18 protein-coding genes are annotated in these 20,224 nt (G+C 69.3%); 15 read left to right on the top strand and 3 right to left on the bottom strand.

Annotated elements, in window-relative coordinates:
- Positions 1 to 66: 66 nt before the first annotated feature.
- From betA to betI, 3 genes are all read right to left on the bottom strand, one after another.
- Positions 67 to 1,719 carry a choline dehydrogenase gene (gene betA / locus ACK4S2_RS07870; protein ID WP_409622561.1) on the bottom strand — a complete coding sequence of 551 codons (1,653 nt, stop codon included), beginning with the start codon at positions 1,717 to 1,719 and terminating at the stop codon, positions 67 to 69.
- Positions 1,720 to 1,809: 90 nt separating this feature from the next.
- A complete protein-coding gene (gene betB, locus ACK4S2_RS07875; RefSeq protein WP_409622563.1) occupies positions 1,810 to 3,252 on the bottom strand; it encodes a betaine-aldehyde dehydrogenase in 1,443 nt (480 codons plus the stop codon).
- Positions 3,249 to 3,833, bottom strand: a complete 585-nt coding sequence (gene betI, locus ACK4S2_RS07880; protein WP_409622566.1) for a choline-responsive transcriptional repressor BetI — start codon at positions 3,831 to 3,833, stop codon at positions 3,249 to 3,251. The genes betB and betI overlap by 4 nt, the downstream gene beginning before the upstream one ends.
- Positions 3,834 to 3,926: 93 nt before the next feature.
- On the opposite strand from betI, the gene choX reads away from it, so the two are divergent.
- From choX to ACK4S2_RS07955, 15 genes are all read left to right on the top strand, one after another.
- Complete coding sequence (gene choX / locus ACK4S2_RS07885) at positions 3,927 to 4,850, top strand: choline ABC transporter substrate-binding protein (protein ID WP_409622569.1); 924 nt, start codon at positions 3,927 to 3,929, stop codon at positions 4,848 to 4,850.
- A gap of 52 nt (positions 4,851 to 4,902) precedes the next feature.
- Positions 4,903 to 5,736 (top strand): choline ABC transporter permease subunit, encoded by an 834-nt coding sequence (gene choW / locus ACK4S2_RS07890; protein WP_409622572.1) that lies wholly within the window; start codon positions 4,903 to 4,905, stop codon positions 5,734 to 5,736.
- A complete protein-coding gene (choV, locus tag ACK4S2_RS07895; RefSeq protein WP_409622575.1) occupies positions 5,733 to 6,785 on the top strand; it encodes a choline ABC transporter ATP-binding protein in 1,053 nt (350 codons plus the stop codon). Before choW ends, choV begins: the two co-directional genes overlap by 4 nt.
- Positions 6,786 to 6,911: 126 nt before the next feature.
- Entirely contained in the window at positions 6,912 to 8,306 is a 1,395-nt protein-coding gene (locus ACK4S2_RS07900) for a short-chain fatty acyl-CoA regulator family protein (protein WP_409622578.1), read from the top strand.
- A 141-nt stretch (positions 8,307 to 8,447) separates the two neighbouring features.
- Positions 8,448 to 9,149, top strand: coding sequence for a protein TolQ (tolQ, locus tag ACK4S2_RS07905; RefSeq protein WP_409622581.1), 702 nt, complete (start codon positions 8,448 to 8,450; stop codon positions 9,147 to 9,149).
- Between the two features lie 3 nt (positions 9,150 to 9,152).
- On the top strand, positions 9,153 to 9,629 hold the full coding sequence (locus ACK4S2_RS07910; protein WP_409622584.1) for an ExbD/TolR family protein: 477 nt from the start codon (positions 9,153 to 9,155) through the stop codon (positions 9,627 to 9,629).
- A gap of 8 nt (positions 9,630 to 9,637) precedes the next feature.
- Positions 9,638 to 10,861: a cell envelope biogenesis protein TolA gene (locus tag ACK4S2_RS07915; protein WP_409622587.1), complete on the top strand. Its 1,224-nt coding sequence runs from the start codon at positions 9,638 to 9,640 to the stop codon at positions 10,859 to 10,861.
- Positions 10,862 to 10,970: 109 nt separating this feature from the next.
- Complete coding sequence (gene tolB, locus ACK4S2_RS07920) at positions 10,971 to 12,290, top strand: Tol-Pal system beta propeller repeat protein TolB (RefSeq protein WP_409622645.1); 1,320 nt, start codon at positions 10,971 to 10,973, stop codon at positions 12,288 to 12,290.
- Positions 12,291 to 12,408: 118 nt separating this feature from the next.
- Positions 12,409 to 12,942 carry a peptidoglycan-associated lipoprotein Pal gene (gene pal / locus ACK4S2_RS07925; protein ID WP_409622590.1) on the top strand — a complete coding sequence of 178 codons (534 nt, stop codon included), beginning with the start codon at positions 12,409 to 12,411 and terminating at the stop codon, positions 12,940 to 12,942.
- Positions 12,942 to 13,733 (top strand): tetratricopeptide repeat protein, encoded by a 792-nt coding sequence (locus tag ACK4S2_RS07930; RefSeq protein ID WP_409622593.1) that lies wholly within the window; start codon positions 12,942 to 12,944, stop codon positions 13,731 to 13,733. The genes pal and ACK4S2_RS07930 overlap by 1 nt, the downstream gene beginning before the upstream one ends.
- Entirely contained in the window at positions 13,730 to 14,956 is a 1,227-nt protein-coding gene (gene tilS / locus ACK4S2_RS07935) for a tRNA lysidine(34) synthetase TilS (protein ID WP_409622596.1), read from the top strand. Before ACK4S2_RS07930 ends, tilS begins: the two co-directional genes overlap by 4 nt.
- Before the next feature lie 73 nt (positions 14,957 to 15,029).
- Complete coding sequence (gene ftsH, locus ACK4S2_RS07940) at positions 15,030 to 16,946, top strand: ATP-dependent zinc metalloprotease FtsH (protein WP_409622600.1); 1,917 nt, start codon at positions 15,030 to 15,032, stop codon at positions 16,944 to 16,946.
- 56 nt (positions 16,947 to 17,002) lie between these two features.
- Positions 17,003 to 17,737, top strand: coding sequence for a methyltransferase domain-containing protein (locus ACK4S2_RS07945; protein ID WP_409622603.1), 735 nt, complete (start codon positions 17,003 to 17,005; stop codon positions 17,735 to 17,737).
- On the top strand, positions 17,724 to 18,305 hold the full coding sequence (locus ACK4S2_RS07950; RefSeq protein WP_409622606.1) for an MOSC domain-containing protein: 582 nt from the start codon (positions 17,724 to 17,726) through the stop codon (positions 18,303 to 18,305). Before ACK4S2_RS07945 ends, ACK4S2_RS07950 begins: the two co-directional genes overlap by 14 nt.
- 136 nt (positions 18,306 to 18,441) lie before the next feature.
- Positions 18,442 to 20,118: a formate--tetrahydrofolate ligase gene (locus ACK4S2_RS07955; protein ID WP_409622609.1), complete on the top strand. Its 1,677-nt coding sequence runs from the start codon at positions 18,442 to 18,444 to the stop codon at positions 20,116 to 20,118.
- The last annotated feature ends 106 nt before the right edge of the window (positions 20,119 to 20,224 follow it).

Raw genomic sequence — 20,224 nt, forward strand, 5'->3', positions numbered from 1 at the left:
AAGGTGAAAATTAACGAATAGTTAATCTTCGTTAACGACGATTGCGCGACAATCGCCGGCGGCAGCTCAGCGTTGCGCGGTTTGCCAGGCCGGGTGGAGCCAGGGTTGCAGGTTGGACCGCGGCAGCGGGGTGCGCCCCAGCAGGTGATCGGCGGTCTTTTCGCCGACCATGATCGAAGGCGCGTTGAGGTTGCCGTTGGTCACCTGCGGAAAGATCGAGCTGTCGGCCACCCGCAGCCCTTGCACGCCGATCACCCGGCCTTCGGGGTCGACCACGGCGCCCGGGTCGTCGGCCCGGCCCATGCGGCAGGTGCCGCAGGGGTGGTAGGCGCTTTCGACATGGTCGCGCAGGAAGGCATCGAGCTGGTCGTCGGTCTGCAGCGCGTCGCCGGGCTGGATTTCGTGTTTCACATGCGCGGCCATCGCGGGCTGGGCCATGATCTCGCGCGTGAGGCGGATGCAGGCGCGGAAATCCTGCCAGTCGTCGGGGTGCGACATGTAGTTGAACAGGATGCGCGGCGCATCTTCGGGCCGGGCCGAGCGCAGGGTAATGGACCCACGCGATTTCGACCGCATCGGCCCGACATGCACCTGAAAGCCGTGACCGTCGGCGGCGGCCTTGCCATCGTAGCGCACGGCGATGGGCAGGAAGTGATACTGGATGTCGGGGTAGTCCACCCCGGCGCGCGAGCGGATGAAGGCGCAGGATTCGAACTGGTTGGAGGCGCCCAGCCCCTTGCGGGTGAACAGCCACTGCGCCCCGATCAGCGCCTTGCCCCAGAGATTCCAGTATTTGTAAAGCGTCACCGGCTGGCGGGCGGCGAACTGCATGTAGATTTCCAGGTGATCCTGCAGGTTCGCGCCGACGCCCGGCCGGTCGGCCAGCACGGGAATGCCGTGTTCGGCCAGATGCGCCGCCGGGCCGATGCCCGACAGCATCAGCAGTTTCGGCGAGTTGATCGAGGAAGCGGCAAGGATCACCTCGCGCCCGGTCGGGATGACCTCGACCCTGCCCTTGCGGGCGATTTCCACCCCGGTAGCCCGGCGCCCGTCGAAAACCACGCGCCGCGCGAGCCCGCGCACCAGGCGCACGCGGCCCGTTTTCAGCGCCGGGCGCAGGTAGGCGTTGGCGGCCGACCAGCGCGTGCCTTGCCAGATCGTCGCCTCCATCGCGCCGAAGCCTTCCTGCTGGTGGCCGTTGTAGTCGTCGGTCACCGGGTAGCCGGCCTGCCGGCCTGCCTCGACGAAGGCGTTGAACAGCGGGTTGGCGCGCGGCCCGCGGGTGACGTGCAAGGGGCCGGAATCGCCGCGGTATTCGGGGGCGCCGGTTTCGCCGTGCCAGTGTTCCATCCGCCGGAAGTAGGGCAGCACATCGGCGTAGGACCAGCCGTCGGCGCCCATTTCGGCCCAGGTGTCGAAGTCGCGGGCATGGCCGCGGACATAGACCATGCCGTTGATGCTGGACGAACCGCCGATCACCTTGCCGCGCGGGGTGGCAAGGCGCCGCCCGCCCAGATGGGGTTCTGGCTCGGTGGCGAAGCCCCAGTCGTAGAGGCTCATGTTCATGGGATAGCTGAGCGCGGCCGGCATCTGGATGAAGGGCCCCGCATCGGTGCCGCCCAGTTCGACGAGGGCGACGGTGCGCCCGGCCTCGGCCAGACGGTAGGCGAGGGCGCAGCCGGCGGACCCGGCGCCGACGATGACGTAATCGGTGGTCATGGGTTCGGCCCTTGCGACGACGGCGCGGCCGGGGGGCGCTGCCCCCCGGACCCCCCGGGATATTTCGAGACAGAAAATGGAGCGGGCATGTCAGTAGGGCGCCTCGACCGGACCCATCCCGAGGTAGACCGACTTGATGCGGCTGTAGTGTTCGATGGCGGCGCGGCCGTTTTCGCGCCCGACGCCCGACAGCTTGCTGCCGCCGAAGGGGGCCTCGACCGGGGTGAGGTTGTAGGCGTTGATCCAGGTGGTGCCGGCCTGCAGTGCGGCGATGACGCGGTGGGCGCGGGCGATGTCGCGGGTGAAGACGCCGGCGGACAGGCCATAGGGGGTGGCGTTGGCGCGGGCGACGACTTCGGCTTCGGTGTCGAAGGTCAGCACGGCCATGACGGGGCCGAAGATTTCCTCGCGCGCGATGGTCATGCTGTCGGTGACATCGGCAAAGACCGTGGGGGCGATGAAGCGGCCGTCAGTGCTGCCGCCGGTGACCAGCCGGGCGCCTTCGGCAAGCCCGCTGGCGATGTAGCCGGCGACCTTGGCGGCCTGGGCGTCGGAAATCACCGGGCCCATCTGGGTGGCCTCGGCGCGCGGGTCGCCCAGCACGATGGCCTCGCAGCGCGCCTTGAGGCGGGCGAGGAAATCGGGCAGGGCGCTGCGTTCGACGAAGACGCGGGTGCCGTTGGAGCAGACCTGGCCGGCGGAGTAGAAGTTGCCCAGCATGGCGGCCCCCACGGCGCTGTCCATGTCGGCATCGGCAAAGATCACCAGCGGCGACTTGCCGCCCAGTTCCATCGTCACCGCGCGGATGCCGGCGGCGGCGGCGGCATAGACCTTTTGCCCCGTGGGCACCGACCCGGTGAGCGAGACCTTGGCCACGCGCGGGTCGGTGACGAGCGCAGCACCGGTGGCCCCTGCGCCTTGCACCACGTTGAACAGGCCCGCGGGCAGCCCTGCCTCGACCAGGATTTCCGCCAGTTTCAGCGCGCCGAGGGGGGTGAGTTCCGACGGCTTGAACACCATCGCATTGCCAAGCGCGAGCGCCGGCGCCGCCTTCCAGCAGGCGATCTGGCTGGGGTAGTTCCAGGCGCCGATGCCGACGCAGACCCCCAGCGGTTCGCGCAAGGTATAGACCATGTCGCCGCCCAGCGGAATCGTCTCGCCCGTCACGGTGGGGGCGAGGCCGGCGAAGTATTCCAGCGCATCGGCGCCCGAAGGCCAGTCGGCCACGCGGGTTTCCTGGATGGGTTTGCCGGTGTCGAGCGTTTCGAGCTGCGCCAGATCCTCGGCCCGTTCGCGGATGATCGCGGCGGCGCGCGACAGGACGCGGGCGCGTTCGACCGGCCGGCGGCAGGCCCATTCGGCTTGCGCGCGGGCGGCAGAGGCCAGCGCGGCTTCGATCAGCGCCGGGGTGGCGGCGTGCAGGCGGGCAATGACCTCGCCCGTGCCGGGAAAGATCACGTCGAAGGGCGCGCCGGCGGAATCGTCCTGATACCGGCCGTCGATGAAATGGCTGGCGGGGGGCTGGGCGATCATGGGGTCGGTCCTTTCAGTTCGGCGTCGAGCATGGCGCGGATCAGGGCCACGGCCGCGCGGGCATCGGGGGCATTGCGGCTGAGCGCCTGGCGCAGGTAGACGCCGTCGATCATGGCGCCGGCCGCTTCGGCGATGCGGGGGGCGCGGTCGCCCGCCAGAGGGCGCAGGCAGGCCACGAGGTTCGATTGCAGCCGGCGTTCGTAGATGCTGAGCAGCCGGCGGGCCTGCGGCACGGTTTGCGCCAGCACCCAGAAGTTCAGCCAGGCCCCCACCACCTCGCGCCGGAAGTTCGACGGGCTGAAGGAGGCCTGAAGGATGGCGTTCAGCCGTGCCTCGGGGCCCTCGGCCAGATGCAGGGCGCCGCGCACCTCGGCGCCGTAAAGCGACAGGATGTGCCGCATGGCGGCGAGGAACATGTCTTCCTTGGAGCCGAAGTAGTGATGCGCGAGCGCGGTGGACATGCCGGCGCGCCTGGCGATCTGACCCACGGTCACGTCCAGCGAGCCGGCGCGCCCGATCTCGAGAATCGTGGCTTTCACCAGCGCGGCCTTGCGGATAGGCTCCATTCCGAGCTTCGGCATGACGGGATTCCAGAAAAACCTTGCCAGCCGAGGTAGCCGCATGTTTATTGACTCGTCAATCAACAAAAACGCCACAGCCCAAGGGGAGCCAAAATGACGCTGCGCCGACTGATCTTTGCCACCGCCCTTGCCGGGTTTGCCGCACCTGCCTTTGCGAATTGCGACCGGATCGTGTTTTCGGATGTCGGCTGGACTGACATCACCGCCACCACCGCGGCCGCCTCGGTGGTGCTGAACGCGCTGGGCTATCAGACCGAAACCAAGGTTCTGTCGGTGCCGGTGACCTACACCGGCCTTGCCGAAGGCGATATCGACGTGTTCCTGGGCAACTGGATGCCGACGATGGAGGCCGACATCGCCCCCTACCGCGAGGCGGGCACCGTGGACACCGTGCGCGTGAACCTGGAAGGGGCGAAATACACGCTGGCCACCAATGCCAAGGGGGCCGAGATCGGGATCCGGGATTTTGCCGACATCGCCAAGCACAAGGATGCGCTGGGCGGCAGGATTTACGGCATCGAGCCGGGGAACGATGGCAACCGCCTGATCCTGGACATGATCGCGGCCAACCAGTTCGGGCTGGAAGGCTTCGAGGTGGTGGAAAGCAGCGAACAGGGGATGCTGGCGCAGGTGGCGCGCGCCGACCAGCGCGGCGAGCCGGTGGTGTTCCTGGGCTGGGAGCCGCACCCGATGAACTCCAGCTTCGCGCTGACCTACCTGTCGGGCGGGGACGAGGTGTTCGGCCCGAATTACGGCGGTGCGGTGGTGGCGACGAACACCCGCAAGGGATATGTCGCGGAATGCCCGAATACCGGCAAGTTCCTGCAGAACCTCGTTTTCTCGCTGCAGATGGAAAACGAGATCATGGGGGCCATCCTGAATGACGGGACCGATCCGGTGGTGGCGGCAAAGGCCTGGCTTGCGGCCAACCCGGCCACCTGGGAGCCCTGGCTGGCCGGCGTGACCACGAAGGACGGCGGCGACGCCAAGGCGGCCGTGGCCGCGGCGCTGAACTGAGGCCCGGCGGCCCCGGCGCACCGCCGGGGCGCTGTCTGACCCGCGGGGCACGATGGACTGGCTGACGACGACGAAGATCCCGGTAGGGGCCACCGCCAGAACGGTGTTCGACTGGCTGAAGGTGAACGCCGCCTGGCTGTTCGATGCCATCGCCGACGGGCTGGAGGCCCTGATCCGGGCGATCCAGTGGGTGTTGCAGACCCCGCATCCGCTGGTGCTGATTGCGGTGTTCGCGGCCGTCACCTGGGCGTTGCAGCGGTCGTGGAAACCGGTGGCCGTGGTGGTGCTGGGGATGCTGTTCATCCTCAACCAGGGTTACTGGAAGCCGACGACAGAAAGCCTGACGCTGGTTCTGGCCGCCTGCGTGGTGTGCATGGGGCTGGGCGTGCCCATCGGCATTGCCGCGGCGCACCGTCCGCGGCTCTATCAGGCGATGGTGCCGGTGCTGGACCTGATGCAGACGCTGCCGACCTTTGTCTATCTGATCCCGGCCATCGTGTTCTTTGGGCTGGGGATGGTGCCGGGGCTGATTGCCACGGTAATTTTCGTGCTTCCGGCGCCGATCCGGTTGACGCAGCTGGGCGTCGCCTCGACCCCCGTTGCGCTTCTTGAGGCCGCCACCGCCTTTGGCGCAACGCCGTCGCAGCGGCTGTGGAAGGTGGAGCTGCCCTATGCCTTGCCGCAGATCATGGCCGGTCTGAACCAGACCATCATGCTGTCGCTGTCGATGGTGGTGATTGCCGCGCTGGTCGGGGCCGACGGGCTGGGCAAGCCGGTGATGCAGGCGCTGAGCCGGGTGAACACCGCGCTGGGGTTCGAATCGGGCTTCGTGATCGTGGTGGTGGCCATCGTGCTGGACCGGATGCTGAGGGTGACGCGCAAATGACCCGCCATGCCGCGCCGCCCCCTGCTGCCGGGGTTGCCGTCCGCTTCGACCGGGTGAACATCGTGTTCGGCGATTATCCCGAACGCGCCTTGCCGCTGATGGATCAGGGGCAGAGTCGGGCCGAGATTCAGCAGGCCACCGGGCAGGTACTGGGGGTGCATGACTGTTCGCTGGAGGTGGCCGAGGGGGAAATCCTTGTTCTGATGGGTCTGTCCGGGTCGGGCAAGTCCACGCTGCTGCGCGCGGTCAACGGGCTCAACCCGGTGTGCCGCGGGGCGGTGTGGGTTTCGGATGGCAACGGGCTGGTGGATGTGACCCATGCCGATGCTGCCACCTTGCGCCGCATCCGGCTGAGCCGGGTGGCGATGGTGTTCCAGCAGTTCGGCCTGCTGCCCTGGCGCACGGTGCGCGAGAATGTGGGCCTGGGGCTGGAACTGGGCGGGATGAGCCGCGCCGAACGCCGCGCGCGGGTGGATGCGCAGCTGGAGCTGGTGAACCTGACCGGGTGGGCCGAGCGCAAGGTGGGCGAGCTGTCGGGCGGGATGCAGCAGCGCGTGGGCCTGGCCCGTGCCTTTGCCACCGAGGCGCCGATCCTGCTGATGGACGAGCCGTTTTCGGCGCTGGACCCGCTGATCCGCGCAAAGTTGCAGGACGAACTGCTGGAGCTGCAATCGCGCCTGAAGCGCACCATCGTGTTCGTCAGCCACGATCTGGACGAGGCGTTCAAGCTGGGCAACCGGATTGCGCTGATGGAAGGCGGCCGGCTGGTGCAGGTGGGCACGGCGCGGCAGATCATCGCCAACCCGGTGTCGGGCTATGTCGAGGATTTCGTGGCCCACATGAACCCGCTGGGTGTGCTGACCGCACGCGATGTGATGGAACCGGGGCAGGCGCCGGGCGCGCCGCTGGACGCCGAAACCCCCGTGCGCGCCGTGATGGCGCGGCTGCTGGAGACGGAAGGCCCGGTGCCTGTGGCCGAAGCCGGCCGGGTGCTGGGCGTTGCCACCCGCGAAGGCGTGCTGGGCAAGCTGCTGAACCCGCGCGGCTGAAGGCCCGGCCTTGCGCCTGCGGACGGGTCGGCTGCCTCCGGCGGGGATATTTGGGGCAAGGTGAAGCAGCGCAGTGGCGCGGGTTTTGCAAATGGGATAAACCCCTTTTGCAAACCGGAGGCGCGCATGGCCACGCAAAAACTCTATGCCGGGTCCAAGCTGCGCGAGCTGCGCGGGCGGCTGGCCCTGTCGCAAAAGGCCTTTGCCGAAAAGCTGGGGGTTTCGCTGCCCTATCTGAACCAGATGGAGCATAACCACCGCCCGGTTTCGGCGCAGGTGGTGTTGCGGCTGGCGCAGGAATTCGGGCTGGACGTCACCGAACTGAGCACGGGCGATTCCGAGCGGCTGGTGTCGGACATGCGCGAGGCGCTGGCCGACCCGGTGTTCGGGCCGGGCGGGGCGCCCCTGGCCGATCTGCGGCTGGTCGCCTCGAACGCGCCGGGGCTGGCGCGGGCCTTTCTGAACCTGCATCGCGCCTATCGTCAGGCGCACGAGCGCCTTGCCTCGCTGGACGAGGCGCTGGGGCGCGAGGATCGCGCGGCCACCCCGAGCCCGTGGGAGGAAGTGCGCGACTTCTTCCACTACTGCGACAACTACATCGATGCGGTGGATCGCGCCGCCGAACGCTTCGGGCGCGAGGCGGCCGGGCGCGACATGCTGGCGGTCGCGGCCGAGGTGCTGGCCGCGCGCGGCATCGCGCTGGAACTTGCCGAAGGGCCGCTGGTGCGCGCCTACGATGCCGAGGCGCGGCGCCTGATCGTTTCGACCCGGGTGCCCGAGGCGACGCGGCGCTTTCAGTTGCTGCACCAGATTGCGCTGCTGGCCCAGGACGAGTTGCTGGAGGCCACGCTGGACCTTGCCCGGTTCCAGAGCCCCGAGGCCCGCGGCATCGCCAAGATCGGGCTGGCGAACTATTTTGCCGGCGCAGCACAGATGCCCTATGGCGCCTTCCTTGCGGCCGCGCAGGACGTGCGGCACGATCTGGAGCGGCTGGCCGACCGTTTCGGCGCCAGCATCGAACAGGTCGCGCACCGGCTTTCGACGTTGCAGCGCCCGGGGGCCAAGGGGATTCCGTTCTTTTTCGTGCGGGTGGACCAGGCCGGCACCATCACCAAGCGCCATTCCGCCACGCGGCTGCAATTCGCCCGCTTCGGCGGGGCCTGTCCTCTGTGGAACGTGCATCGGGCCTTCGAAACCCCGGGGCGTTTCCTGCGGCAGCTGGCCGAAACCCCCGATGGCGTGCGTTACCTGAGCCTGGCGCGCGATGTGACCAAGGCGGGGGGCAGCTTTACCGCCCCGGTGCGCCGCTTTGCCATCGGGCTGGGGTGCGAGATCACCCATGCCGGCAAGCTGGTCTATGCCGATGACCTCGACCTGTCGCGCCGGTTCGAACCGATCGGCATTTCCTGCCGCATCTGCGAGCGCCCCGATTGCCATCAGCGTTCGGTCCCGCCGCTGGAGCGGCGCCTTGCCGTGGACCCCGACCGGCGCGGTGTGCTGCCCTATCGCATCGTGCCCTGAGCCCCTTGCGTCTGCTGCATGGCGGCATTTCGCCCCCTTGCGGCAGACTGACACAGATGTGTTGGCATTCCCCCTTCAAAACCTGTAGGATTCGGGGCAATAGGCCGCGCGACGGCCCACACAAGAACGAGCAGCCCACCGATGGAAACCGAAGCCCTTGCCATGGCGCAGGAGATTGATTTCTCCATGCTCGCCTTGTTCGCCCGCGCCACGCTGACCGTGAAGCTGGTGATGATCCTGATGATCGTGATGTCGGTCTGGTCCTGGGCCATCATCATCACCAAGCACCTGCATTATCGCAAGGCCCGGGCCGAGGCGGCGCGCTTCGACGCCGCCTTCTGGTCGGGCGAACCGCTGGACGAGCTTTACGAGGCGCTGGGGCCCGAACCCGACGGCGCGTCGGAACGGGTCTTTGCCGCCGGCATGACCGAGTGGCGCCGCAGCCACAAGCAGGATGGCGCGCTGATCGCGGGGGCGCAGGCGCGCATCGACCGCGCGATGAACGTGGCCATCGCGCGCGAAGCCGAAGCGCTGACCAAGTCGCTGCCGTTCCTGGCCACCACCGGTTCGACCGCGCCGTTCATCGGGCTGTTCGGCACCGTCTGGGGCATCAAGCACGCGTTCGAGGAAATCGCCATCGCGCAGAACACCAACCTTGCCGTCGTGGCCCCCGGTATCGCCGAGGCGCTGCTGGCCACAGGCCTTGGCCTGCTGGCCGCGATTCCGGCGGTGGTGTTCTACAACAAGCTGTCTTCGGACAGCGACCGCATCATCGGCAACTACGAATCCTTCGCCGACGAATTCGCGACCATCCTGTCGCGTCAGCTCGACATGGCGGCCTGAGCCGTGGGCGCGGGGGTCATCAAGTCGGGCGGCGGTGGCGGGCGGCGCGGGCGGCGCCGTGCCCGCGGGGCGCAGCCCATGTCGGAAATCAACGTCACGCCCTTTGTGGACGTCATGCTGGTGCTGCTGATCATCTTCATGGTGGCAGCGCCGCTGATGACCGTGGGCGTGCCGCTGGAACTGCCCAAGACGGCCGCGCAGGCTCTGCCGACCGAACAGGAAGAACCGCTGACCATCTCGCTTGCGCCCGATGGCGGGCTGGCGATCCAGTCCACCCCGGTCAGCGACGCCGAGCTGATCCCGCGGCTGGCCGCGATCATGACCGAACGCAAGGGCAACAAGCTGTTCATCCGGGCGGATTCCGGCGTTTCCTACGGGCGCGTGGCGCAGGTGATGGGGGCCTTGCAGGCGGCCGGCTATACCAGCCTTGGCCTGGTGACCGACCCTGACGGCCCGCGTTTCGGGGCGCCGGGCGGCTGAGCGGGCGGATGCGCACGGGCCTCATCATATCGGGCACGGGGCACGCGGCCCTGATCCTTTGGGTGGCCATCGGCGGGCTGTTCTTTCCGCGCGACCGCGAACAGGAACTTGTGGTGACGCAGGTGGCGCTGGTGTCGTCCGAGGAATACGCGGCGATCATGGCGGCCGCACCCGCGCCGACCGAGACGCCCGACCCGGAGGCGATTGCGCAAACCGCCAGCACCGAGCCTGCGCCGCAACCGGCGCCCGAGGCCCCGCCGCCACCGCCGGCGGCCGAACCCGAACCGGCGCCCGAGCCCGAACCGACCGTCGAGCCGGAGCCTGCGCCGGCGCCGGAGCCGCAGCCGGTGCCCCAGCCGGTTCCCCAGCCCGAACCCGCGGTTGCCCCGCCCCTGCCGGTGCCGCCGGCACCGGCGCCGCAGCCGGTGGCCGAACCCGTGCCCACCACCCTGGCCGACAGCCCGCGCCCGCGCCAGCGCCCGGTGCAGCGCGTCGCCCCCGAAGCCGCCCCCGCGCCGCCACCCGAGGCCGAGCGCGCCCCCGAGCTGCGCGAAGCCGTGGCCGAGGAGCCGGCCGAGACGCCAGCCGAAGTGAAACCGGCCCAGAAACCCACGGCCCCCGAAGAAGCGACCACCCGCACCGTCACCGAAGCGACCGAGCTTGCCAAGGTGGACGAGTCGCCGCGCCCCGCCGCGCCGCAAGCCTCGGTGCGCCCCAAGGCGCGGCCCAGGGCGCCGGCGCCCGAAGTGGCCGAAACGAAACCGGCGGCCGCCCGGCCCGCAACGACAGCAACCAGGCCGTCCACCGCACCCGCCACCGACGATGTTGCCGCCGCCGCGGCGGCCGCCGCGGCCGCTGCCGCGGTGCAGGCGGCCAGCGGCACCGGGCCGGGCGGCGCCGGCCGCGCGGCCTCGGGCCCGCCGTTGTCCTCGGCCGAAATCGACACGCTGCACCGCGAGATTTCCAAGTGCTGGACGGTCGGTTCGGCCTCGACCGACACCTTGCGCTCGGTGGTGACCTTGAGCGCGCTGATGAAGCCCGATGGTTCGGTGGAATCGGTCACGCTGGTGTCCGCCGAGGGCCCGACCGAGGCGGCCAGGCGCACCGCCTTCGAAACCGCAAGCCGCGCGGTGCGCCGCTGCGCCCGCAACGGCGCGCTGCCGGCCGACAAATACGACCAGTGGCGTGAAATCACGATGGAATTCGACTATAACGCCATGCGGCTGCGATAGCCGCCGCATCGGCAGGGACCAGGGAACGGGGCCCGGAAACGGGCCGCAGGAAGGAAAGCGGGGGCACCCCCCCAAGCGTGGGATGGACAGGATGCGCAAGCTTCTGACGATGCGGATACGCGCGCTGCTGGCGATGCTGGCGCTGATGATGGCGGGCCTTGTGCCCCAGGGCGCCGAAGCGCAGCTGCGGCTGCGCTTTACCGATGGCGTGATCGAGCCGATGCCCTTTGCCTTGCCGCGCTTCGTGCCCGAAAGCGGCGGTGCCGACATGGCCGCCCAGATCAGTGCGCTCGTGGCGCAGGATCTGGTGAACTCGGGCCTGTTCCGCGAAATCCCCGCCTCGGCGCATATCTCGCGCGTGTCCAACTTCGATGCCCCGGTGCAGTTCGAGGACTGGCGCGCCATCAATGCCCAGGCGCTGATTACCGGCGCCGTCAATGTGCAGGGCGGCCGGCTGGTGGTGAAGTTCCGCCTGTTCGACGTGTTCAACGGCCAGCAGATGGGCGAAGGCTTGCAGTTCGCCGGCACGCCGCAAAGCTGGCGGCGCATGGCGCACAAGGTGGCCGACGCGGTCTATTCGCGCATCACCGGGGAATCGGGCTATTTCGACAGCCGCATCGTGTTCGTCAGCGAAACCGGCCCCAAGAACGCCCGGGCCAAGCGGCTGGCGGTGGCCGATTACGATGGCGCGAATGTCCAGTATCTGACCGACAGCCGGTCCATCGTGCTGGCGCCGCGCTTTTCGCCGACCGGCGACCGGATCCTTTACACCAGCTACGAAAGCGGTTTTCCGCAGATCGTGCTGATGGACGTGGCCACCGGCGCGCGCCGCGGCCTGGGCCAGTTGCCGGGCGAAATGACCTTTGCGCCGCGGTTCTCCCCCGATGGCAGCCGCGTGGTGTTTTCGGCCACCCAGGGCGGCAACACCGACCTTTACCTGATGTCGGTGGCCGGCGGGGCGGCCACGCGGCTGACTTCGGCCCCCTCGATCGAAACGGCGCCCAGCTTCAGCCCCGACGGCAGCCAGATCGTGTTCGAATCCGACCGCACCGGCGGCCAGCAGATCTATGTGATGCCTGCGGCCGGCGGCGAGCCGCGCCGCATCAGCCAGGGCCGCGGCCGCTATGGCACGCCGGTCTGGTCGCCGCGCGGCGATCTGATCGCCTTTACCAAACAGCTCGACGGCCGCTTCCACATCGGCGTGATGCGCACCGACGGGTCCGAAGAACGCCTGCTGACCGCCAGCTTCCTCGACGAGGGCCCGACCTGGTCGCCCAACGGCCGCGTCATCATGTTCACCCGCGAAAGCGCGGGCGAGGCGGGCAGCTCGGCGCTGTTCAGCGTGGACATCACCGGCCGCAACCCGCCGCGCATGGTGCCGCTGCAAGGCGGCGCCTCGGACCCGGCGTGGTCGCCGTTGCTGCCCTGACCGGCGTGTCACGCCGGTGTGAAACCGCGCGGCAGGCGATTCCCATCGCCTTGCCGCAATGCTAAGGTCAAGCCAATGCCGCGCCCGCAGTCGCGGCCCCGGAACAAGGAACAGGACAATGCGCCACATCACCAAGGTCGCCCTTCTGCTTGCCGCACTGGGCCTTGCGGCCTGCAACAACCCCGACCGTTACGGCCAGGGCGGCGACGGCACCGGCGGGGCCGGTGGCGGTTTCGGGGCGGGCGGGGTCGGCGTTTCCGGCCTGGGCGACCCGAACGATCCGCGCTCGCTGGCCTATTTCCAGCAGCGTGTGGGCGACCGGGTGTTCTTCGCCGTCGATCAGCACACCCTGTCGGACGAGGCGCGCAGCATCCTGGCCGGGCAGGCGCGCTGGCTGGCGGCGAACCCGGGCTATGCCATCATCATGGAAGGCCACGCCGACGAACAGGGCACGCGCGAATACAACCTGGCGCTGGGGGCGCGCCGCGCGACCTCGGCCAAGGATTTCCTCGTGTCGCAAGGGGTGGCGCCGGGCAACATCCGCACCATCAGCTACGGCAAGGAACGCCCCGTCGAGGTCTGCTCGACCGAGGCGTGCTATTCGCGCAACCGGCGCGCCGTGACCGTCCTGTCGGTGGGCGCGGGCGGCTGATGCGCGTTCTGTTCGCCTTGCTTCTGGCGTTGGCGCCGGTGGCGGCTTCGGCCCAGACCCGGGCCGAAACGCTGGCCGACATCCGGGCGCAGTTGACCCAGCTGGGCGCCGAACTGTCGGCGCTGCGGTCGGAGCTTGTCGGCACCGGCGCGGTGGCGCGCAGCGGCGGGGCCGACATGCTGGCCCGGATGGAGACACTGGAGCTGGAGCTGATGCGCCTGACCGGACGCACCGAGGATCTGGAGCTGAAGGTCAACCGCATCGTCGCCGACGGCACCAACCGTCTGGGCGACCTGGAATTCCGCCTGGTGGAACTCGAAGGCGGCGATCCGGGTGCGCTGTCCAGCCCGCCGCCGCTGGGCGGCCCCGCGCCTGCGGCCTCGGCGGCCGCGCCGGCACCGCAGACCGCGGTGGGCGAACAGGCCGATTTCGACCGGGCCCGGGGGGTGCTCGGTCAAGGTGACTTTCGCACCGCCGCGGACCTCTTTGCGGCCCATGCCGCGGCCTGGCCGTCCGGTCCGCTGAGCGGCGAGGTGCTGTTCCTGCGCGGCGAGGCGCTGGAGGGCCTGGGCGACACCGCCGAGGCGGCGCGCAGCTATCTGCAAAGCTTTTCCGGCTATCCCGACGGCCCCCGCGCGCCCGAGGCGCTGTTTCGCCTTGGCCGTGCGCTCGGCCGGTTGAACCAGGTGCAAGAAGCCTGCCTGACCTTGGGCGAGGTGCCCTTGCGCTACCCCGACAGCGCCATCCTGCCCGACGTCCAGGCCGAGCGCGTGGCCCTGGCCTGTCCGTGACCCGGGGCGCCGACGCCGACGCCGACCTGATCCGGTCGGTGGCCGAGGGCGTCCCGGCAGGGGTTTCCCGCGTGGCGGTGGCCGTATCGGGCGGCGGCGATTCGCTGGCGCTGTTGCATCTTTTGTCGCTGGCCGGCCTGTCGGTGCAGGCGGTGACGGTGGACCACGGCCTGCGCCCTGAATCGGCGGCCGAGGCCGCCTGGGTGGGCGACATCTGCTGCCGGCTCGGCGTGCCGCATCGGGTTCTGCCCTGGCAGCACGGCGCGATCTGCGGGAACCTGATGGAACAGGCCCGCCTTGCCCGCCGCCGCCTGCTGTCCGACTGGGCGCGGGCCGAGGGGGTGCAGGCCATTGCCCTTGGCCATACCGCCGACGATCAGGCCGAGGGCTTTCTCATGGCGCTGGCGCGCGCCTCGGGGCTGGATGGCCTGTCGGGCATGGCGCCGCAGCGGTTCGACCGGGGGCTGTGGTGGCTGCGTCCCTTGCTGGGGCATGGCCGCGCGGACCTGCGCGACCACCTGCGGCGCCACGGCCTGCGCTGGATCGACGATCCGACCAACGCCGACCCGCGTTTCCTGCGCACCCGGGCGCGCGAGGCGCTTGCGGCGCTTGCCGGCATCGGCGTTTCCGCGCCGGCCATCGCGCGCAGTGCGCGTCAGCTGGCCGAGGCGCGCAACGCGCTGGCGCAGACGCTTGCGGGGTTCGTGCGCGACCACGTCGTCGAACAGGCCGGCGCGCTGGAACTGCCGCGCGCGGCCTTTTCGGCCTTGCCGCCCGACCTGCAACGGCGGCTGATCGCCGCCGCCGTGCGCTGGATCGGCGGCGCGGCCCACCCGCCGCGCGGCGCGGCGCAGTTGCAGGTGCAGGCGGCCGTGGCATCGGGGCGCGGGGCCACGCTGGGCGGGGTGCGGTTTCGGGCCGGGCCGCGAACCCTTCGCATCGCGCGCGAACCGCGTGCGGTCGGCCCGGCGGTTCCGGTCGGCACGGTCTGGGATGGGCGGTGGCACGTCTGGGGCCCGGCCGGCGAAGTGCGCGCCCTGGGCGCCGAGGGCCTGGCGCAGATCGTCGGCTGGCAAGGCTGCAGCGTGCCGCGGGATGCCCTGATCGTCAGCCCCGGGGTATGGCGGGAATCGCGGCTCATTGCCGCGCCGGCGGCGGATTTCGGCCGGGAACATGGGGCTCGCGTGGCCTGCCCCTTTGCTTCTTTCCTGTTATCGCATTGAACCCGGCGGCGTTATCTCTATCTTAAGGCGCAAGGGGCAGGCTGCGGCAGCCCCGGCGTATGGGAGATCTGCTTTGGGCAATGCGCGCAATATCGCCTTCTGGGTCGTTCTGCTGGTTCTGATCGTCACGTTGTTCTCGCTGTTCGGCGGCGGGCAGCAGACCTCGGCCTCGCGCAGCGTGTCCTATTCCGACTTCATCTCGCGGGTCGAAAGCGGCGCCGTTGCCGCCGTGACGCTGGATGGTGAAAAGGTCGAGGTGCAGGGCAAGGATGGCAGCCGCTATCTGACCATCAGGCCCGAAGGCGAAAACCTGACCGACCGGCTCATCGGCCGCAATGTCGAGGTGCGGGTGGTGCCGCAGGAACAGTCCGGCTTCATGTCGGTGCTGTCGCTGTGGATGCCGTTCCTCATTCTCATCGGCATCTGGATCTTCTTCATGAACCGCATGCAGGGCGGCGGGCGCGGCGGCGCGATGGGCTTTGGCAAGTCGCGCGCCAAGCTGTTGACGGAAAAGCATGGCCGGGTGACCTTCGACGATGTGGCCGGCATCGACGAGGCCAAGGAAGAGCTGGAGGAAATCGTCGAGTTCCTGCGCAACCCGCAGAAATTCAGCCGCCTGGGCGGCAAGATTCCGAAAGGCGCGCTGCTGGTCGGCCCGCCGGGCACCGGCAAGACGCTGCTGGCACGGGCGATTGCGGGTGAGGCGGGCGTGCCCTTCTTCACCATCTCGGGCTCGGACTTCGTGGAAATGTTCGTCGGTGTCGGCGCCAGCCGCGTGCGCGACATGTTCGAACAGGCCAAGAAGAACGCGCCGTGCATCGTCTTCATCGACGAGATCGACGCGGTGGGCCGTGCGCGCGGCGTGGGCATCGGCGGCGGCAACGACGAACGCGAACAGACGCTGAACCAGCTTCTGGTCGAGATGGACGGGTTCGAGGCAAACGAGGGCGTCATCATCGTGGCCGCCACCAACCGCAAGGATGTGCTGGACCCTGCGCTGCTGCGCCCCGGTCGCTTCGACCGCCAGATCCACGTGCCGAACCCCGACATCAAGGGGCGGGAAAAGATTCTGGGCGTGCACGCCCGCAAGGTGCCGCTGGGCCCGGATGTGGACCTGCGCACCATCGCCCGCGGCACGCCGGGGTTCTCGGGCGCCGACCTGATGAACCTGGTGAACGAGGCCGCGCTGATGGCCGCCCGCGTTGGGCGCCGCTTCGTGACCATGGAAGATTTCGAGAACGCCAAGGACAAGGTCATGATGGGGGCCGAGCGCCGCAGCATGGTGCTGACCCAGGAACAGAAGGAAATGACCGCCTATCACGAGGCTGGCCATGCCATCGTCGGCATGAGCCTGCCGAAATGCGACCCCGTCTACAAGGCCACCATCATTCCGCGCGGCGGTGCGCTTGGCATGGTGATGTCCTTGCCGGAGATGGACCGCCTGAACTGGCACAAGGACCAGTGCGAACAGCGCATCGCCATGACCATGGCCGGCAAGGCGGCGGAAGTCCTGAAATGGGGCGAGGATGCGGTATCGAACGGGCCGTCGGGCGACATCCAGCAGGCCAGCGCGCTGGCCCGCGCCATGGTGCTGCGCTGGGGCATGTCCGAAGCGGTCGGCAACGTCGATTACGCCGAGGCGCACGAAGGCTATCAGGGCAACGCCGGCGGTTTCTCGGTCTCGGCCGAGACCAAGCGCCTGATCGAGCAGGAAGTGAAACGCCTGATCGACGAAGGGTATCAGACGGCGCTGCGCATCCTGAAGGAACGGCAGGACGACTGGGAACGCCTGGCCAAGGGTCTGCTGGAATACGAAACCCTGACCGGCGACGAGATTCGCAAGGTCATCGCCGGCGAGCCGCTGGACAGCGGCGACGATGCCGGCGCGGCACCGCCTACCAGCGGCGGGTTGTCGAGCCTGATCGCCATTCCCAAGACCAAACCGCGCGGCGGCGCCGCCGGCGGGATGGAGCCGGAACCCTCCGCGTAACATCTGCCGCGAACGACTGGGATCCCGGGGCCTATGGCAGGTTCCGGGATCTGCGTTTGCGCCCGGCACTGGACCTGATCGCCCGGATCGGCGACCTGCCTGCGGGCGAGGTCGTGGACCTCGGATGCGGCGATGGTGCCGTGGCCGATGCCTTGCGCGCGGCTTTTGCGGGGCATGTGCTGGTCGGGGTGGATTCGAGCTCGCAGATGCTGGCCGCTGCGCGCGCCGGGGGGCGCTACGACCGGCTGGAACAGGCCGATATCGCCGGCTGGGCGCCCGAACGCGCACCCGCCCTGATCTATTCCAACGCCGCGCTGAACTGGGTGCCCGACCACGCCGGCCTTCTGCCGCGTCTTGCCGCTGCGCTTGCGCCCGGCGGTGTGCTGGCGGTGCAGGTGCCCGGGCAACATGGCGCGCCCTCGCACGCGCTGATGCACCAGCTGGCCTTGCGCCTGGCGCCCGGTTGGTTCGAGGCGACCCCGGCCACGCATGTGCGCGATCCGGCCGAATACCACCGCCTGCTGATGCCGCTGGGGGCGGTGCTGGCCTGGGAAACCACCTATGTCCAGCACCTGCCTCCGACCGAGGACTTGCACCCGGTGCTGCACTTCACCCGCAGCACCGCGATGCGGCCCTATCTCCAGGCGCTCGACCCGGCCGACCACCACCGCTTTCTGGCGACCCTTGCAGCGGCGATGCACGAAGCCTATCCACCCTTGCCCGACGGATCGGTGCTGATGCCGTTTCGCCGGGTGTTCTTCGTGCTGAGGGTGCCGCATGGCCGCGCTTGAACTTTCGCCCTTTTCCGGCCGCGTCGTCTGGCTGGGCCGCGTGGCCGACCGCGAGGCCGCCCTTGCGGCCGCGCCGGCCGATGCCCTGCGGCTGACCTTTGCCGGCCCCGAAGGCGAGGCGCATGGCGGCCTGACGCGGCCGTCCTGCAGCCGTGTGCTTGCGCTGCACCCGCGCGGCACGCCGATCGCCAACACGCGGCAACTGTCGATCCTGTCGGCCGAGGAGCTGGCGCTGATCGCGGCCGACATGGGCCTGGCGGCGCTGGACCCAGGCCTGCTGGGCGCCACGATGGTGGTCGAGGGCATTCCCGATTTCACGCACCTGCCGCCTTCCAGCCGCCTACAGGGCCCTGACGGCGCCACCCTGGTGATCGACATGGAAAACCTGCCCTGCACGCTGCCGGCCCGCCCGATCGAAGGCGCGCACCCCGGGTTCGGCGCGCGGTTCAAGCCCGCCGCGCGCGGGCGCCGCGGGGTGACCGCCTGGGTCGAGCGCGAAGGCACCCTGCACCCCGGCGACAGCTTGCGCCTGTTCCTGCCCAGCCAGCGCCGCTGGCGCCCGTCCTGAAGCGGTGCCCTCTGTTTCGCATGGGAAACAGGCTGCGGCGGATTCCGGCATGGACAGGTCGCAAATGCACTTCGCCCCCGTCCTGCGCAAGGCTATGCAAGGCGAAAGGCGTTCAGCCCGAGGGGAGTTGCGGACCATGGCCTTCAAGACCGACATCGAAATCGCCCGCGAAGCGAAAAAGCAGCCGATCCAGACCATCGGCGACAAGCTGGGCATCCCGACCGAACACCTGCTGCCCTACGGCCACGACAAGGCCAAGGTCAGCCAGCCGTTCATCGACAGTCTGGCCAACCGCCCCGACGGCAAGCTGATCCTGGTGACCGCGATCAACCCGACCCCGGCCGGCGAAGGCAAGACCACGACGACCGTGGGCCTCGGCGACGGGTTGAACCGCATCGGCAAGAAGGCGGTGGTCTGCATCCGCGAAGCCAGCCTTGGCCCGAATTTCGGCATGAAGGGCGGGGCCGCCGGCGGCGGCATGGCCCAGGTCGTGCCGATGGAAGAAATGAACCTGCACTTCACCGGCGACTTTCACGCCATCACCAGCGCCCACAACCTGCTGGCGGCGATGATCGACAACCACATCTACTGGGGCAACGAACTGGGCATCGACGAACGCCGCATCGTCTGGCGCCGGGTGATGGACATGAACGACCGCGCCCTGCGCGACATGGTCGTGGGCCTGGGCGGCGTTGCCAACGGCTTTGCCCGCCAGACCGGGTTCGACATCACCGTCGCCTCCGAGGTCATGGCCATCCTGTGCCTGTCGAACGACCTGGCCGACCTGCAAAGGCGCCTGGGCGACATCGTGGTGGCCTATACCCGCGAGAAAAAGCCGATCTACTGCCGCGACATCAAGGCCGACGGCGCCATGACCGTGCTGCTGAAGGACGCGATGCAACCCAACCTGGTGCAGACGCTGGAAAACAACCCGGCCTTCGTCCACGGCGGGCCCTTCGCCAACATCGCGCATGGCTGCAACTCGGTCATCGCCACCCGCACGGCGCTGAAGCTGGGCGAGTATGTGGTGACCGAGGCCGGCTTCGGCGCGGACCTCGGCGCCGAGAAGTTCTTCGACATCAAGTGCCGCAAGGCGGGGCTGAAGCCCGCAGCGGCCGTCATCGTGGCAACGGTGCGCGCGATGAAGACGAACGGCGGCGTGGCCAAGGCCGATCTGGGCGCCGAAAACGTGGCCGCCGTGCAGAAGGGCTGCCCGAACCTTGGTCGCCACATCGCCAACGTCAAGTCGTTCGGCGTGCCGGTGGTGGTGGCGATCAACCACTTCTACAGCGATACCGATGCCGAGATCGAGGCGGTGAAGGCCTATGTCGCCCAGCAGGGCGCCGAGGCGATCCTGTGCAAGCACTGGGCGCAAGGCTCGGCCGGCATCGAGGATCTGGCGCGCAAGGTCGTGGCGCTGGCCGAATCCGGCGCCAGCCACTTTGCCCCGCTTTACCCCGACGAGATGCCGCTGTTCCAGAAGATCGAGACCATCGCCAAGCGCATCTACCACGCCGATGCCGTGATCGCCGACAAGTCGATCCGCGACCAGCTGAAGGCGTGGGAGGCCGCGGGCTATGGCCACCTGCCGGTGTGCATGGCCAAGACGCAGTATTCCTTCAGCACCGACCCCAACCTGCGCGGGGCGCCCACCGGGCACACCGTGCCCGTGCGCGAGGTGCGGCTGTCGGCCGGCGCCGGGTTCATCGTGGTGATCTGCGGCGAGATCATGACCATGCCGGGCCTGCCGCGCGTGCCCTCGGCCGAAGTGATCCGCATCAACGATCAGGGGTTCGTCGAAGGTCTGTTCTGAGGCAGCGGCCGTGGGGGGGGGGGGGGGGCCCCCCCCCCCCCCCCCCGCCCCCCGGCCCGGAGGTTTGGGAACGGGAGGGGGGCGGCGCGGGGACCCCCCGGGAGGG

This window comes from Gemmobacter sp. (genome assembly GCF_046292685.1).
GTDB lineage: Bacteria > Pseudomonadota > Alphaproteobacteria > Rhodobacterales > Rhodobacteraceae > Wagnerdoeblera.

Excerpts from the sequence above, each read along its gene's own strand:
- betA (WP_409622561.1), bottom strand. The coding sequence starts at position 1,719 with ATGACCACCGATTACGTCATCGTCGGCGCCGGGTCCGCCGGCTGCGCC.
- betB (WP_409622563.1), bottom strand. The coding sequence starts at position 3,252 with ATGATCGCCCAGCCCCCCGCCAGCCATTTCATCGACGGCCGGTATCAG.
- betI (WP_409622566.1), bottom strand. The coding sequence starts at position 3,833 with ATGCCGAAGCTCGGAATGGAGCCTATCCGCAAGGCCGCGCTGGTGAAA.
- choX (WP_409622569.1), top strand. The coding sequence starts at position 3,927 with ATGACGCTGCGCCGACTGATCTTTGCCACCGCCCTTGCCGGGTTTGCC.
- choW (WP_409622572.1), top strand. The coding sequence starts at position 4,903 with ATGGACTGGCTGACGACGACGAAGATCCCGGTAGGGGCCACCGCCAGA.
- choV (WP_409622575.1), top strand. The coding sequence starts at position 5,733 with ATGACCCGCCATGCCGCGCCGCCCCCTGCTGCCGGGGTTGCCGTCCGC.
- ACK4S2_RS07900 (WP_409622578.1), top strand. The coding sequence starts at position 6,912 with ATGGCCACGCAAAAACTCTATGCCGGGTCCAAGCTGCGCGAGCTGCGC.
- tolQ (WP_409622581.1), top strand. The coding sequence starts at position 8,448 with ATGGAAACCGAAGCCCTTGCCATGGCGCAGGAGATTGATTTCTCCATG.
- ACK4S2_RS07915 (WP_409622587.1), top strand. The coding sequence starts at position 9,638 with ATGCGCACGGGCCTCATCATATCGGGCACGGGGCACGCGGCCCTGATC.
- tolB (WP_409622645.1), top strand. The coding sequence starts at position 10,971 with ATGCGGATACGCGCGCTGCTGGCGATGCTGGCGCTGATGATGGCGGGC.
- pal (WP_409622590.1), top strand. The coding sequence starts at position 12,409 with ATGCGCCACATCACCAAGGTCGCCCTTCTGCTTGCCGCACTGGGCCTT.
- ACK4S2_RS07930 (WP_409622593.1), top strand. The coding sequence starts at position 12,942 with ATGCGCGTTCTGTTCGCCTTGCTTCTGGCGTTGGCGCCGGTGGCGGCT.
- ACK4S2_RS07950 (WP_409622606.1), top strand. The coding sequence starts at position 17,724 with ATGGCCGCGCTTGAACTTTCGCCCTTTTCCGGCCGCGTCGTCTGGCTG.
- ACK4S2_RS07955 (WP_409622609.1), top strand. The coding sequence starts at position 18,442 with ATGGCCTTCAAGACCGACATCGAAATCGCCCGCGAAGCGAAAAAGCAG.